The sequence below is a fragment of the Paenibacillus sp. J22FR21 genome (genome assembly GCF_056269135.1).
The window spans coordinates 435,820-448,488 of sequence record NZ_JBWDNJ010000001.1 but is presented as its reverse complement, the minus strand read 5'-3'; the positions used below and the strand labels follow the sequence as shown (position 1 = coordinate 448,488).

Annotated in this window: 17 protein-coding genes; 1 reads left to right on the top strand and 16 read right to left on the bottom strand. The window is 48.7% G+C overall.

Annotation, left to right across the window (positions count from 1 at the left end; genetic code table 11):
- Positions 1 to 80 precede the first annotated feature (80 nt).
- The 5 genes from bshB1 to AC0YNS_RS02205 all read right to left on the bottom strand — a co-directional run bounded on the left by bshB1 (position 81) and on the right by AC0YNS_RS02205 (position 2,998).
- The gene (gene bshB1, locus AC0YNS_RS02225) at positions 81 to 779 is read right to left on the bottom strand and encodes a bacillithiol biosynthesis deacetylase BshB1 (protein WP_475779410.1); all 699 of its coding nucleotides are present in this window, start codon (positions 777 to 779) and stop codon (positions 81 to 83) included.
- Entirely contained in the window at positions 776 to 1,195 is a 420-nt protein-coding gene (locus tag AC0YNS_RS02220) for a methylglyoxal synthase (protein WP_090976676.1), read from the bottom strand. The genes bshB1 and AC0YNS_RS02220 overlap by 4 nt, the downstream gene beginning before the upstream one ends.
- Positions 1,196 to 1,264: 69 nt before the next feature.
- Positions 1,265 to 2,071 carry a 4-hydroxy-tetrahydrodipicolinate reductase gene (gene dapB / locus AC0YNS_RS02215; protein WP_475779409.1) on the bottom strand — a complete coding sequence of 269 codons (807 nt, stop codon included), beginning with the start codon at positions 2,069 to 2,071 and terminating at the stop codon, positions 1,265 to 1,267.
- Positions 2,072 to 2,078: 7 nt separating this feature from the next.
- Positions 2,079 to 2,624 (bottom strand): tetratricopeptide repeat protein, encoded by a 546-nt coding sequence (locus AC0YNS_RS02210; protein ID WP_475779408.1) that lies wholly within the window; start codon positions 2,622 to 2,624, stop codon positions 2,079 to 2,081.
- A gap of 53 nt (positions 2,625 to 2,677) precedes the next feature.
- A complete protein-coding gene (locus AC0YNS_RS02205; RefSeq protein WP_371264682.1) occupies positions 2,678 to 2,998 on the bottom strand; it encodes a nucleotide pyrophosphohydrolase in 321 nt (106 codons plus the stop codon).
- Between the two features lie 203 nt (positions 2,999 to 3,201).
- On the opposite strand from AC0YNS_RS02205, the gene AC0YNS_RS02200 reads away from it, so the two are divergent.
- Positions 3,202 to 4,029, top strand: coding sequence for a YitT family protein (locus AC0YNS_RS02200; protein WP_475780087.1), 828 nt, complete (start codon positions 3,202 to 3,204; stop codon positions 4,027 to 4,029).
- Between the two features lie 5 nt (positions 4,030 to 4,034).
- On the opposite strand, the gene AC0YNS_RS02195 is transcribed toward AC0YNS_RS02200, so the two are convergent.
- From AC0YNS_RS02195 to AC0YNS_RS02145, 11 genes are all read right to left on the bottom strand, one after another.
- Complete coding sequence (locus AC0YNS_RS02195) at positions 4,035 to 4,952, bottom strand: sporulation protein YpjB (RefSeq protein WP_475779407.1); 918 nt, start codon at positions 4,950 to 4,952, stop codon at positions 4,035 to 4,037.
- A 44-nt stretch (positions 4,953 to 4,996) separates the two neighbouring features.
- Positions 4,997 to 5,569 (bottom strand): DUF1405 domain-containing protein, encoded by a 573-nt coding sequence (locus tag AC0YNS_RS02190; protein ID WP_475780086.1) that lies wholly within the window; start codon positions 5,567 to 5,569, stop codon positions 4,997 to 4,999.
- Positions 5,570 to 5,731: 162 nt separating this feature from the next.
- Positions 5,732 to 6,613, bottom strand: a complete 882-nt coding sequence (locus AC0YNS_RS02185) for a c-type cytochrome (RefSeq protein ID WP_475779406.1) — start codon at positions 6,611 to 6,613, stop codon at positions 5,732 to 5,734.
- Positions 6,614 to 6,635: 22 nt separating this feature from the next.
- Entirely contained in the window at positions 6,636 to 7,307 is a 672-nt protein-coding gene (gene qcrB, locus AC0YNS_RS02180) for a menaquinol-cytochrome c reductase cytochrome b subunit (protein ID WP_090976689.1), read from the bottom strand.
- 16 nt (positions 7,308 to 7,323) lie between these two features.
- Positions 7,324 to 7,854, bottom strand: coding sequence for a Rieske (2Fe-2S) protein (locus AC0YNS_RS02175; protein ID WP_475779405.1), 531 nt, complete (start codon positions 7,852 to 7,854; stop codon positions 7,324 to 7,326).
- Positions 7,855 to 8,108: 254 nt separating this feature from the next.
- The gene (locus tag AC0YNS_RS02170; protein WP_475779404.1) at positions 8,109 to 8,531 is read right to left on the bottom strand and encodes a DUF2487 family protein; all 423 of its coding nucleotides are present in this window, start codon (positions 8,529 to 8,531) and stop codon (positions 8,109 to 8,111) included.
- Positions 8,532 to 8,695: 164 nt separating this feature from the next.
- Positions 8,696 to 8,878, bottom strand: a complete 183-nt coding sequence (locus tag AC0YNS_RS02165; RefSeq protein WP_090976696.1) for an IDEAL domain-containing protein — start codon at positions 8,876 to 8,878, stop codon at positions 8,696 to 8,698.
- Positions 8,879 to 9,171: 293 nt separating this feature from the next.
- On the bottom strand, positions 9,172 to 10,440 hold the full coding sequence (locus AC0YNS_RS02160) for a hypothetical protein (protein WP_475779403.1): 1,269 nt from the start codon (positions 10,438 to 10,440) through the stop codon (positions 9,172 to 9,174).
- Positions 10,441 to 10,586: 146 nt separating this feature from the next.
- Complete coding sequence (locus tag AC0YNS_RS02155; RefSeq protein ID WP_475780085.1) at positions 10,587 to 11,177, bottom strand: histidine phosphatase family protein; 591 nt, start codon at positions 11,175 to 11,177, stop codon at positions 10,587 to 10,589.
- A 50-nt stretch (positions 11,178 to 11,227) separates the two neighbouring features.
- Positions 11,228 to 11,830: an anti-sigma factor family protein gene (locus AC0YNS_RS02150; protein ID WP_475779402.1), complete on the bottom strand. Its 603-nt coding sequence runs from the start codon at positions 11,828 to 11,830 to the stop codon at positions 11,228 to 11,230.
- Positions 11,827 to 12,423, bottom strand: coding sequence for an RNA polymerase sigma factor (locus AC0YNS_RS02145; RefSeq protein WP_090976703.1), 597 nt, complete (start codon positions 12,421 to 12,423; stop codon positions 11,827 to 11,829). The genes AC0YNS_RS02150 and AC0YNS_RS02145 overlap by 4 nt, the downstream gene beginning before the upstream one ends.
- Positions 12,424 to 12,669: the final 246 nt, after the last annotated feature.

Genomic DNA, 12,669 nt, shown 5'->3' with positions numbered 1-12,669 from the left:
CGCCATCCTTCGTGCGAATGAACTCGTTTTATCAATTATATGCCCTCAATTAGGCGAATTTCGCTACCTCAAACCATTCTCTAAAATAAAGTTACCGTATGCGGGCGCTTGATTGCAAATCCTTCCGCATAAGCCCAGCCCCTCGTCTGCCCGAGTAACATATCCCGCGCTTCAACACGCTGAATATATCGATCGGTTAACGGTGTCTGTACGCGGTCTTCCCCTTGCTGCGGCGGTGCAAACTGCGAGCGATAGGCTTGAAGCGATTGAATCTTCGTCTCCATATGCTCGCTGATATCCGTAATGAGACTAACCTCATTGCTGTCGTTTATGTAGTAGAAGTATAACTGCTCCACTTGAACAGGCGGCAATTCCGGCAAGTAATTGCGGAGCTTGGCATTGAAAACGGCCTCTTCGATCAGTCTGCTGCAGCTAACATGATCCGGGTGCCTGTCCGACCAATAAGGTGCGAAGACAAGACGAGGCCGCAACCGGCGAATTTCAGTTACGATAGCTGCGATCTGTTCAGCTGATCCGGTTAAGCCTCTGTCCGGTAGTCTCAACGACGTACGATCGGATAAACCAAGCACCGAAGAAGCTTCGGCAGCTTCCTGCCGCCTCGTTTCCACGGTGCCATTAGAGGACATTTCTGCTTCTGTCAAATCACAGATCGCAACCTTAAAGCCCTCTGATGTATGTTTGGCAATTGTACCGCCCATGCCGATTTCAACATCATCGGGATGCGCGCCGAAAGCGAGAATATCAACGGCTTCGATCATTCCGCTTCACCCGGCTTATATTTGTGAACAAGCTCGCGCCATGCGAAGTCACCGCGTTGCAATGCCCTAACCAGCAGCTCGCCTGTCGCCACGTTCGTTGCTACAGGTATACCTTGTACATCACAAAGCCTCAATAGTGCGATGATGTCCGGCTCGTGCGGCTGCGCCATCAAAGGATCGCGCAAGAATATGATAAGATCCATTTCATTTTGTGCCACAAGAGCACCGATTTGTTGATCGCCGCCGAGAGGTCCTGACATGAAGCGATGAATCGAGAGCTTCGTTTGCTCCATAATTCGCGTGCCCGTCGTTCCTGTCGAATAGAGATTATGGCCTTGAAAAACATGCTCGTAGGCGATGACAAAGTTAACCATTTCATCTTTCTTTCGATCGTGCGCAATAAACGCGATGTTCATTACCAGCCGCACTCCTCTCCTGAATATCCGCATGTCGCATGATGTATTTGCGCGGTTTAATAAGTTATTTTAGTCCATCAAATGTTCGAAGCCATAAATAAGTCCCGTATAAGTCATTACTTTCTTGCACGCTACGCTGACACCCGGCATATAACCGGCACGTTCGTAGGAATCGTGACGAATTTTGAGCGTTTGCCCATGACCGCCGAATACAACCTCTTGTTGAGCAAACACACCCGGTAAACGAACACTATGTATACGGAATCCATTATAATAACCGCCGCGAGCGCCTTCGATAATTTCTTCTTCCTTCGGGTTCCCTTGACGCAGCTCTTGACGTGCTGCTGAGATCAGCTCTGCGGTCTTGATGGACGTCCCTGACGGAGCATCGAGCTTCTGATCTCCGTGGTACTCAATAATCTCAACATGAGGCATATACTTAGCTGCCTGCGCGGCGAATTGCATCATGAGGATGGCGCCGATAGAGAAGTTTGGAGCAATCAGAGCACCGATGCCTCTCTCCTTGCACAGCTCGTCCAATTCAGTCATTTGCTCAGGCGTTAATCCCGTCGTTCCGATAACCGGACGGACACCGTGAGCAATCGCTGCTGTCGTATTGCCATATGCGGCACTCGGTACTGTAAAATCAACAAGCACGTCTGCGTTTGCAGCTGCCAGTGCTTCGTTTATATCTGCGCTGACTGTAACGCCGCAAGGCTGAAGTCCGACCAATGTACCGGCATCGATCGGACCTGCTGATGGAGATACCGCAGCCGCCAGTGTAAGCATTTCATCCTGTAGTACCATTTTGACGACCTCACGGCCCATGCGGCCGCTTGCTCCCATTACTGCTACTCGAATCAATTCCGTCGACATCCTGCTTTCACCTGTTCCTTTTCCGTTTAGTACGTTGACTGTTTGCTCTAAGCATTCGCCGCTTGCGATTCATATCGGCGAATAACCGGCGTGCAGCCGCATGCTCAGGCTCAAGCCTAACCGCCTCGCGAGCGTAGAGGGAAGCCTCTTCAAACCGGCTGACCGTCGCATAGGCTGCGCTTAGCATTAACAGCGCCTCGATATTGAGAGGATCCAGCCTCGATGCTTCATGAAGCAAGGCGAGCGCATCCTCGGTATGCGTTGGTGAACGAGACAACAATCCTTCAGCTTGCAGGACAAGCGCTTTAGCCTTTACTGTTTCCAGATGAAACTGATAAATCACTTGCAAAGGTTCCAGCTGTACCGCCTGTTCTGCATATTGGAGCGCCTTCTGCCATTTTCCGCTGCGGGCACAAGTGATCGAGCATTTATAGTAAGCTGCTCCATTACTCGGTTCCAGCGCAATCGCTTCTTCAAAAAACAGGATTGCCTGTTCGAAATCGCCGCTTAGGATGGCTTCGTAAGCTTTCTTAATCCTGCTCTCTCCGTCCATCCGCCCATCCTCCTTGTACACAGGTGATGGTACAGCATATGTAAGGACACGACTTACGGTTCGACGTTTTTTCGTGTCCAGCGATCGGCATCTCTTGTATTAAACTTGTGCATGATACGGTCATGTGCTTCGGTAAGGTCGATCCCTAATGAATTCGCAAAACAAATGACAATAAATAAGATGTCACCCAGCTCATTCTCGATGGAGTTGTCTGCTTCATCACTTTTCTTAGGTTTTTCGCCGAATTGATGATTCACCTCACGCGCAAGCTCGCCTACTTCTTCCGACATTCTGGCCAACATGGACAGCGGACTAAAGTAACCTTCCTTGAACTGCGAGATATACGCGTCGACTTCCCGCTGCAGCTCGGCCATCGATTTCTCTGACACTTGAAACATCCTCTCTGGACATGAGGTTCTTTTCATATGTTATATCAAAGCGCTTTTGAAAACAATGCTTTTGACAATCCCTGCAAAGAGACATACTATGTTAAAGCCTTCATAATTTTACGACCTTGCGTAAAGGAGAGGATTACTCTTTGAAAACCAATTATGCACAGCTGCTTCGCACGCTTCCGATGGTCATGCTGGGTACGGCCATCTATGCATTCGGGCTCCATTACTTTCTTATTCCGAATCAACTCATGGAAGGCGGCGTCACCGGGATTGCGATCCTGCTTAATTACTCGCTCGACTGGCCGCTTTCTATCTCAACCCTCGTGCTCAACATTCCGCTTTATTTCTTAGGATGGAAAGTACTTGGACGCTCACATACCGGCTATACAATATTCGGCAGTGTGTCCTTGTCTTTTTTTCTCTATTTAATGGAGAAAATGATCGCGGCAGGATGGGTTGTGCCGTTTCAAACCTCCAATGACTACATCCTCGCTGCTCTATATGCAGGTGTAACGCTCGGTGCAGGTCTTGGTATCGTGTTCCGCTTCGGAGGTACTACCGGCGGAGTCGACATCATTGCGCGCATTGCCTCTAAGCTGAGAGGCTGGAGCATGGGCCAAGTTATTCTATCGCTTGATATTCTCATTATCGGCATCTCGCTTCTGTACATATCGAAGGAGAAAGTGTTGTATACGCTCGTGGCCGTATTCATTGCATCGAAAATGATCGATTTCATCCAAGAAGGTGCGTATGCGGCAAAAGCATTCTCCATCATCACGGAATCAGGTGACGAGATAGGCCTGCAAATAACGAAAGAAATGGAGCGCGGCGTGACTGTATTCCCGGCGAAAGGCGCATACTCGGGCAAAGAAAAACAGGTCCTCTACTGCGTCGTCGCCCGTCATGAAATCCGACAGTTGAAATCGATCGTTCGCAGTATAGACCCGCTTGCTTTTATCGTGATATCCGAAGTACATGATGTGCTTGGTGAAGGGTTTAAAGAAGAGTAGCTCGCTTATTTGAAACGCTCGCGCGGAAACGGAATCCTGTTCGGCTGCTGCCTGTATTTGCGCCAGCCGGCCAGGGCCAGAATTGCCATGACGAATGCGGCAATAAACATTTCCGCGATTTGGGCGCGGCCATTGCGAAGACTGCCGACGGTCGTTCCCGGCGGAATCACTTCCGCGATTGCGGCTTCCCCGTCCGCGCGCTTAAACACCTGATTCGCGGCATGCTCCAGCCCGCTCAGCGCAATTTGCACCGCTTCCGGACTCGCAGTTCCACCTTCGACCCCTGCTAGCACCTGCTCCGCATACATCATCTGTTCCTTCAATTGTTTCAAACTCTCTTCATCGCGCTGCATTAATGCAGCAACCTCGAAGCGTTCCACATGCTCCTTGTAAATGCCGAGCGTCACTGATGCCGCTTCCGCACGCCCCTCAGACTGCATCTGCCAAGCCGTTCGAATCCGTTGTTCATCTTCTCGCAGTACACCTTCATATTGAAGCCACAGCGGCACCTTCGGCCTGTTTAACGCATCGCCGGCCAGCTTAAGTCTTGCCGCTTGCGTATACCATAACCTGCTTGCTTGCTTCTGCAAGAGAGCATCCTTCGCAAGAGCCATACTTTCGTCAAAAGCAGTCCAGCCTGCAGCCGTTCCGCTTTCTCGTACGCTCGGCGCCGCCGAAATCGTTTCAAGCCGCTGCAGCAACGTAAACACCAGCTGGCGATTCGACCCATATGCAGCCGTATAAATTTGGTCTGACAATGCGCTTAACTGCGCGATCGCATTGAACCTTTGGTCGGTACCAGGCTCCGATGTCGATGCAGGCTTGGCCAAATTTCCGGCAGCATAAGTCGATAGATTGCAGCCGGAAAGAAGCACGATAATCACTGCACTGCATAACAGCGCGAATAACGTTGATGAACGCATGCTCTCATCCCCCCCATTATCAAAGTATGGGGGGATGTCCAAACTTAGACCTTACGAAATGAGATAAAGAGCCAAGTCGCCAGCACGCTGACGACGGACAACCCCATTGTAAAGGACTGAATCGCCGGCAAATCATTCTCCAGTACATCCGGAAGCCACGGATAGATGAAGTAGGTGTAATCCATCGTATCATTCAGCAGCAGCCACAGCAGCGCCAGAAAAGCAGCAAAACGGCCAAACACCATGAATCGGATATAGATCAGCGCTTCTACGGCCATCGCCAAATGGGAAACGATTAGCATGTAATGCTGCCATTCCAGCGGATCACCTTGCGCCGCGCCTGCAGCAATCATCGTCACTGCCCATATCCCGTATTTAATCGAGGTAACGACGCCAAGTGCTTCAATTATGGAGCGCAATCCTATGTAGAAGGGGTTCGGTTTCGCAAGTACAGGGAAGATAAGAAACAGCAATGATAAGGTAAAGAACAAGCTGGCTGTCGGACTGTCAGGCACAAAAACAATTCGCCAAGCCGGATGAAATTGCAGCGTGTATTCCATTTGCTTGCCATACCAGATGTAACCGTATACAGTTCCTGCTGCATTCGTGAACACCATCAGCCAGAGAAATAGCGGACTCGTCCACAAAGAGCGACTCCACAAGAATCCCGCAGTTTTCAACACCAGATCACTCTCCTACCAGACAAGGTTACAGACACCAAATTTAGTTTATAAAAAAACCTGATCGCAGCGTACGATCAGGTTTAGTTTGTGCTATGTTTATTCTGCTTTTTGCTTCGCAAGCCAAGTTGTCAGTTGATCGATTTCTTCAGCTGTCAGCTTGTCTTTGAATGCAGGCATGTTGTTTTTACCGTTCGTTACGATATCAACAAGCTCTTCCTTGCTGAATTCATCACCGATACCATGGAAAGATGGAATTCCTGCGCTTTCGTTACCTTTCAGGTCCGCACCATGACAAGCTACGCATTGTGCTTTCTTAGTCAGTTCGACAGCTGCGTCGTCTTTATCCACGAGCGGAACTTCAACAGCCGCTGCTTCTCCACCGCCGCCGCCGGATTCTGCGGCTTTCTCTGCGGCTTCACGCGCTTTCTCTTCACGTACGATATGCTCAGGAATCGTGTTCGTCAGCTTCAGCTCGTGCTGGTAGTGATCCCACGATTGCTTCGTAAGATAGAAGACGGAAATAAGCGACATGATCATCAGGATCGAAGTGATCGGACGTCTGTAGAAACGACGCTCTTTCCCTGTATCCAAGAATGGAGCCAGCATCAGAGCACCGAATGCGATACCCGGAACGCCTACAGTACCAAGAACGACATAGTCCTTCGATACGTATTGCAATTTAAGGAATTGATACAGGAACAGGAAGTACCAGTCCGGCATCGGAATAAAAGCTGCATTCGTAGGATCCGCCGGATAACCGAGCGGAGCAGCCTCTGAAATCGTCAGAACAAGGAATCCAACGAGTACGACAACACCAACCATCCACTCCTTAAGCAGGAAGTTCGGAATAAATGCTTCCGATTTGCCTGGATAAGCGGAATAGTCAGGTGGTGTAATCGGTCCAGTTACCGCTTTTTTACGAACCCGCGAGTCACCAACGAAGACAACTTTTTCGTTTGATTTGTGGCCGTGTGCCATTCGCAAAATGCCTCCTTTCGGCTTATAGTGGTCCCGAAATACCTTGCTTCCGGATCATAAAGAAGTGTGCCGCAAGAAGCGCAAGCAATGCGCCTGGCAAGAAGAAGACGTGGATAGCGAAGAAGCGCGTCAGCGTTTCAGCGCCTACGATCTCGCCGCCTTGCATCAATTCTTTGATATATGTACCGATGTACGGTACAGATTCTGCGATTTGAATACCAACCTTCGTCGCGAAGTAGGCTTTGTTATCCCAAGGAAGCAGGTAGCCTGTGAATCCAAGGCCCAGCATGATGAAGAAAATCAACATCCCGACAACCCAGTTCATTTCGCGCGGCGCCTTGTATGAACCAGTGAAGAATACGCGAAGCGTATGTAGGAACATCATGACGATTACGAGTGATGCACCCCAGTGATGCATACCGCGAACGATACCGCCGAAAGCAACCTTGTGCTGGAGATAGTCAACGCTCTTATAAGCATTGATAATATCCGGTACGAAGTACATCGTCAGGAACATACCCGACAAAATTTGAATGACTGTGATGAAAAACGTCAATCCGCCAAAGCAGTACACGAATGCGGAGAAATGATGAGCAGGGTTAACGTGCTCCGGAACTTCATGGTCCGCAACGTCCCTCCACATCGGCGTAATATCAAGACGTTCGTCAATCCAGTTGTATACACCTTTTAACATCTGAGCTTACGCCTCCTTATACCCGTGTATTTGCTTTAATTGGTCCAAGATATACCCAGTCATTCTCGATCTTGAGGTCATACTCATCGAGAGGCTTAGGTGCTACAATCAAGTTCTTACCGTCCTTGGTGTAGTGAGCGTTATGACACGGACAAACATACTCGTTGTTTTTCTCCGTGTTCCACGCGATCGTGCATCCCAAATGCTTACACACCGGGGAAAGCGCGAATGCTTTACCTTGATCGTCTTTTGAAATCCAAGCCGTTAATTCCGGATCGCTGACGTACCAGCCGTCAACCTGATGAATTTTAAATTTAAATTCCTGAGGTTCGTTCGTAAGCTTGTTTGCTTCGACAACTTTAATCCAGGTACCGCCGGATTTTTTCTTCAAAATCGGGTCAACCGCAAAACGTATCATCGGAAGTGACATGCCTGCAGCCATGAATGCGCCTGCGCCTCCAAGCGTATACGACAAAAATTGACGTCGTGACATTCCGCTCCGTTTCAACGGGCGATGCGAATTTTCGTGTTGTTCATGGTTACTCATCTTCTGTTCTACCCCCTTTGCTGAGCCATATCTTGTGTTCTGCCGGAGAAGGCAAAACATATGATGAACTAGGACATTACCTATAATAGCCTAGGTGATTTGGAGCGTCAAGAATATGGCGGGCAATTTGCTGTTCGGATCAAAAACGCTTCTAAGATTTGTTATCATTTTGTCACAATTGACCTTGTCTGGCATTTGTTTTTCCCCAAGAGCTGTCACCTTATGCAATCGGATACCATAGTAGCATAAGATTACTACACTCTTCCGAGCCAGAGCTTCCGAACAGCGTCACTAACCTCGGCCGGACTTGGTAATTGTCCGCTTTCGACAGGCTGTACAATCAGGTCCGCACCGGTTTCGACGCCTTCGCTTCCGACATAAAATGCAGTGACAATGATGACATGCTTGAAGCCGATTCCGCGTAAATTGTCACAAATTCCTTTAAGCTGAGCAATGAATGTCGGCGTCCATTCGCCATATTGACAAGCTGGGTATGTAACGATCCTTCCTTTGAACGGATTCTCGATCAAATCTAGCACATCTCGAAGACGTTCCAGTGCAGCGGTTGCTTCATGCGGCATTTCGCCTCCCGTTAGTCCGGTAACCGGCAGCACTGCTGTGTCCAGATAAGGCTGCAGTTCCGCCCACTGCTCAGCGCTTAGTTCGCTGAATTTCATACCTCTCACCATTCCTTCATCATATAAGCATGCGTCAAACGTACTTAGGGTATTCTAGCATCTCACCTATCATACTTCCACAAAAAAAAGCCCGCAAGCCGCTTGTCGGATAACTCCGAAGCGGAATGCAGACTTGGCTGTAGGCAGCATGAACAGCTGCTTGCTTATGCGTATAAAGATTTCAGCTCGTCAGTCAGGCGACGGAATTTATCCTTGTCGCCGGAGGCAAGCGCCTGATCAATAGCTTGATAAAGCTTATCCCTACGGAATTTGAGTACAGCTTCATCAAGTAACATTTCTGCAGCAAGCCCGAGCATCACTTCGTACGATACTTTCATTTTGTCCATAGGATACACCTCCAACACAGCGTTTAAGAGATCCTATATTCCTTTCCTTACGTAAGCCGCTCTCCATCGTCTTTTGTTGATCAAGGCCGATCGTCTTTCTTGTCTTAAGTTGTGACGATTCCCGCAGGCGAATAAGTGAAAGCGTATAGGTGGGTTCCATCTGTGTAAACCCCATCATTGAGCGAACCGGCTCTACTAAATCATATTCATCACAATGAACTCCGCTAAGGACGATGGCCCTCTTAGGGCTACGAATGTGCTCATGCCTACCGTTTTCCCATACACTTGCCTTGTTAACGGTTCAGAACAATCGCTTCATCGTCGATACTTTGACCCGCCACGATTGTCCTGCCAAGCGGAGTCATCCGGATCACTTGTCCAAACTCAGCATGCTCCCCGATCCTCAGCAAGCCTAGATGCATCATCATGCTAATTAGCCGCTGTTCGATAATCGTTTCGGGCTGATCATAATAGAAAGGTTTAATATAGGGGGTCAGCGTACTCATGATGGTCTGGGCTTTGACCCAGCGGCTCCCGAGCTTATCGATCCAATGTACAATTGCCCGAATATTAGGAATTGGACCTTTGTAGAGTCTGAGCCAGAATTGATACAGCTTGTCCGCCGGTTCCGGCGTTTTCAACACTTGTCTGTCTCTGCCTGCCGGGGTTAACACAAGCATCGTTTCGGTTTCTGTAATCCAACCTTTATAGAAGCAATAGTCGTACAGGAGAGACAGCCGGCTCGGGTATTCCTTGATTCTTCTCCCGTAGCCGAAGCGCCATTCCCCTTTACCCGGAAGCTGCTCCTTCACACCAAACAGCTCAAGCAGCTGCAGAACATTCCGCTTATACATGTTTCCTTCGGACGTCAGTGAAATTTCGTTCAAGTGAATATACGTCAGAAGCTGTGAAACATCGTCCCCCATTAACATTTGCTCATCCCGGTAAGCATGCGGCTCTTCGTCTGTATAAGTAACTTGAGAGACGAGCCTGCGTTCCATCGTTTCTTTAAACCGTTCCTTCAAATCACTCGGAACCTGGAATAAATAACGATCCGCTCCGGCATATCCGTTAAACAACCAACCGTATTGCTTAAACCTCGAAATCGTATCTCTTGGCCCGGCTTCAGGCTGTTGTTTCTCTTTGGCTGCTTTGGTCTTGCCGGTTGGCTTCGACTTTGCATTTGCATTGGCTTTGGCTTTGGTAGTACGGCTGCTCTTAGACTCGACCACCGTTTCGGCTGCGGTAACCACCTGTCCAACTCCGGCTTCTATCTGCGCATCCGCTTCCGGAGTGCTGAATTTGCTTTGCTGCACACGTGCAATCAGCTCCTCCAAACTGAAAGCATCTCTAGCATCAAACAAGAGAGAATTGATAAATCGGAGATCCTCTAGCTTCATAGCTCCAATTTGTGCTTCAAAAACATCCCTGCGATTCACCGTGGACAAAATAGACTGAATCAAATCATTCTTCGAGTTTCCATTGCACTCACATTGATAGGTTGTCGCTATCCGGCTCAGCTGACCAATATCCGCGTAGCTAAGCATGTCTGCTAAATTCATCTATCAAACCTCCGTTCCCGGCCCCGCTTGCAGGTTTACTACCATTATGGGAACATTGGCGAAATTTATAACCTCCGGAGATAAAAAAAGCCACTGACCTTGTAATTCTTGGTCAGTGGCTGTCTTTATAAGATACATCGATGTCGTCAGTTCTGTTGAAACTGCTCGAGATGAAGTGTGCAGTTATGAAGCAGCGGTGTCCATGCTGCTCCTTCTCGCTCCATGATCGAGAAAGATAAATTGTGGATCGGTTTGTCCGTCAGATCGGAGCACATCGCTTGCAGTAACTGAGCAAGCAAGCTGCCATGTGTCACGACCAGCAAGTTTCTGGCAGGTACTGCAGCAGCAGCTTCCTCCACGAAAGCAAGAGATCGTTCTCGAACAGATGCATCGTTCTCTTGTCCACAGTCGCATCGTTTCCAGTTCGGTCCCCATTTGGCCAGACGCTCGGGTTCTGTCGTTCCTTCAATCTCTCCGTAGAACCGTTCGCGAAGTCTCGCATCGCCCGGCAACAACGGAATCCCTAATGTGTCGGCAACGATTCGAGCCGTTTCGATGGCACGGGACAGGTTGCTTGAAACCACAGCATCCCATTTCATCGGCTCATGCAGCAGCCGGTAAGCCAGCGCTTGTGCTTGCCTGATTCCTTCACTGTTTAGCGGAATGTCGGTTTGTCCTTGGATTTTGCCAAGTCCATTCCAGTCTGTCTTACCATGGCGTATGAGTCCGATCCGCAACATTCATTCCCTCTTTCAATGAGAAGTCATCATCTATGTAGACGTATTCGTTAATTCCGCGTACGAGAGAACCAATTGAGAATCAGTAATGTAATGATAATGCCAAGTAATGATAACGCCACATAGTATTGCGGTACCGTCGGCACTATATTCAGCACGATTGGATCGCTAATGCTGGCAACAGGAACATCTGCGTAGAAGTCTGCACTGATGACGGAACTATCGCTCGCAGCGTTAGCTGTTTCGAGCAATCCTGTCAGTTTGGCTACCTCAACCGAAGAGGAATTTCCGATTCCCTTCAACAAATAGAAAAGTCCGGAAACGAACATCGCCATACAGCACGCAATAATAGCCGTCACATTCCTTCGGAATGATTTGGAGAATTGGTAGCTGCGATTAGAAACGGGCATATACCAGGACTGTTCCGTATATATACGGTCCATGACCCCGGAATTCAGATGATCGATCGGGCCGATTTCTTCGGAATGATCGGAGAAGAACTTGATTAGTTGCTCGCTTTCTTCCCATATACGAAATTCCTCCCTGCAAGTCTCGCAGGTCAGAAGATGTTCGTTGACTGACTTTCGTTCGCTATCATCTTCGGATAAATCCCAATAGACGCCAAACGATTGTTGTACTTCGAGGCACTTCATCGCATTTTCATCCCCTCGTATTCCTCCAGCATTGGCGATTCGCCGAAATACGGTTCAAGCTGTACTTTAACACTGCTGCGTGCACGAAACAGGAGCGACTTTACAGAGCTTACCGTTTGACCGAGGATATTGGCAATTTCCTGATAATCCAGTTGGTCATACTCTCGTAAAATAAGGGCTGATCGCTGTTTCTCCGGCAGGCTGTTGATCGCATCACGAACCATAGACATCCGCTCGCTCTGCAGCAAACGCTGCTCCGGAACGGCTTCCGGCGGCGCGATAGGGATGTATCCGACTTCGTCAAAGGATACGCTGCCTGCTTTCTGCTTGCGCAATTCGCTAAGTACCGTATTTCGTGCAATGGTATACAACCATGTAGAGAAGGAAGCATCAACTTCCCGGAATGAATGCAGACTACGATACGCCTTGTAGAACGTTTCCGAGCATAAATCCTCAGCCAGCAGTTCGAGCTTCGCGCTCTTTAACATGTGGTAGATAAAGGCAAGGATTTTACGTTGGTAGCGCCGCATTAATTCGGAGTATAGCTGTATGTTACCATCTTTAATTTCGCGTATAAGCTGGGAATCCGTCATCGCGGGCGACCCTCCTTGGCCTTAGGAGTGCTCCCGGTTCGGTACTATATTGTACCGACTCGAGAGTGAAAAGTTGCGCGATCATCAAAAAATGTTTCCTCGCATTATTCATCTAAATTAATTTCGTTATATAAACCGAAAATCCTGCTTATTTCGACATAATGCTTTGACCCACTTTTTTACATAATCTACACCGATTGTAACATGGCTTGCTTAATGGTAGGGTAAATTTTTCACAAAGAAACG

What these genes read in the sequence shown, in the direction of transcription:
- bshB1 (WP_475779410.1), bottom strand. Translation starts at nt 779, where the DNA reads ATGATCGAAGCCGTTGATATTCTCGCTTTCGGCGCGCATCCCGATGAT.
- AC0YNS_RS02220 (WP_090976676.1), bottom strand. Translation starts at nt 1,195, where the DNA reads ATGAACATCGCGTTTATTGCGCACGATCGAAAGAAAGATGAAATGGTT.
- dapB (WP_475779409.1), bottom strand. Translation starts at nt 2,071, where the DNA reads ATGTCGACGGAATTGATTCGAGTAGCAGTAATGGGAGCAAGCGGCCGC.
- AC0YNS_RS02210 (WP_475779408.1), bottom strand. Translation starts at nt 2,624, where the DNA reads ATGGACGGAGAGAGCAGGATTAAGAAAGCTTACGAAGCCATCCTAAGC.
- AC0YNS_RS02205 (WP_371264682.1), bottom strand. Translation starts at nt 2,998, where the DNA reads ATGGCCGAGCTGCAGCGGGAAGTCGACGCGTATATCTCGCAGTTCAAG.
- AC0YNS_RS02200 (WP_475780087.1), top strand. Translation starts at nt 3,202, where the DNA reads ATGGTCATGCTGGGTACGGCCATCTATGCATTCGGGCTCCATTACTTT.
- AC0YNS_RS02195 (WP_475779407.1), bottom strand. Translation starts at nt 4,952, where the DNA reads ATGCGTTCATCAACGTTATTCGCGCTGTTATGCAGTGCAGTGATTATC.
- AC0YNS_RS02190 (WP_475780086.1), bottom strand. Translation starts at nt 5,569, where the DNA reads ATGGTGTTCACGAATGCAGCAGGAACTGTATACGGTTACATCTGGTAT.
- AC0YNS_RS02185 (WP_475779406.1), bottom strand. Translation starts at nt 6,613, where the DNA reads ATGGCACACGGCCACAAATCAAACGAAAAAGTTGTCTTCGTTGGTGAC.
- qcrB (WP_090976689.1), bottom strand. Translation starts at nt 7,307, where the DNA reads ATGTTAAAAGGTGTATACAACTGGATTGACGAACGTCTTGATATTACG.
- AC0YNS_RS02175 (WP_475779405.1), bottom strand. Translation starts at nt 7,854, where the DNA reads ATGAGTAACCATGAACAACACGAAAATTCGCATCGCCCGTTGAAACGG.
- AC0YNS_RS02170 (WP_475779404.1), bottom strand. Translation starts at nt 8,531, where the DNA reads ATGAAATTCAGCGAACTAAGCGCTGAGCAGTGGGCGGAACTGCAGCCT.
- AC0YNS_RS02165 (WP_090976696.1), bottom strand. Translation starts at nt 8,878, where the DNA reads ATGGACAAAATGAAAGTATCGTACGAAGTGATGCTCGGGCTTGCTGCA.
- AC0YNS_RS02160 (WP_475779403.1), bottom strand. Translation starts at nt 10,440, where the DNA reads ATGAATTTAGCAGACATGCTTAGCTACGCGGATATTGGTCAGCTGAGC.
- AC0YNS_RS02150 (WP_475779402.1), bottom strand. Translation starts at nt 11,830, where the DNA reads ATGAAGTGCCTCGAAGTACAACAATCGTTTGGCGTCTATTGGGATTTA.
- AC0YNS_RS02145 (WP_090976703.1), bottom strand. Translation starts at nt 12,423, where the DNA reads ATGACGGATTCCCAGCTTATACGCGAAATTAAAGATGGTAACATACAG.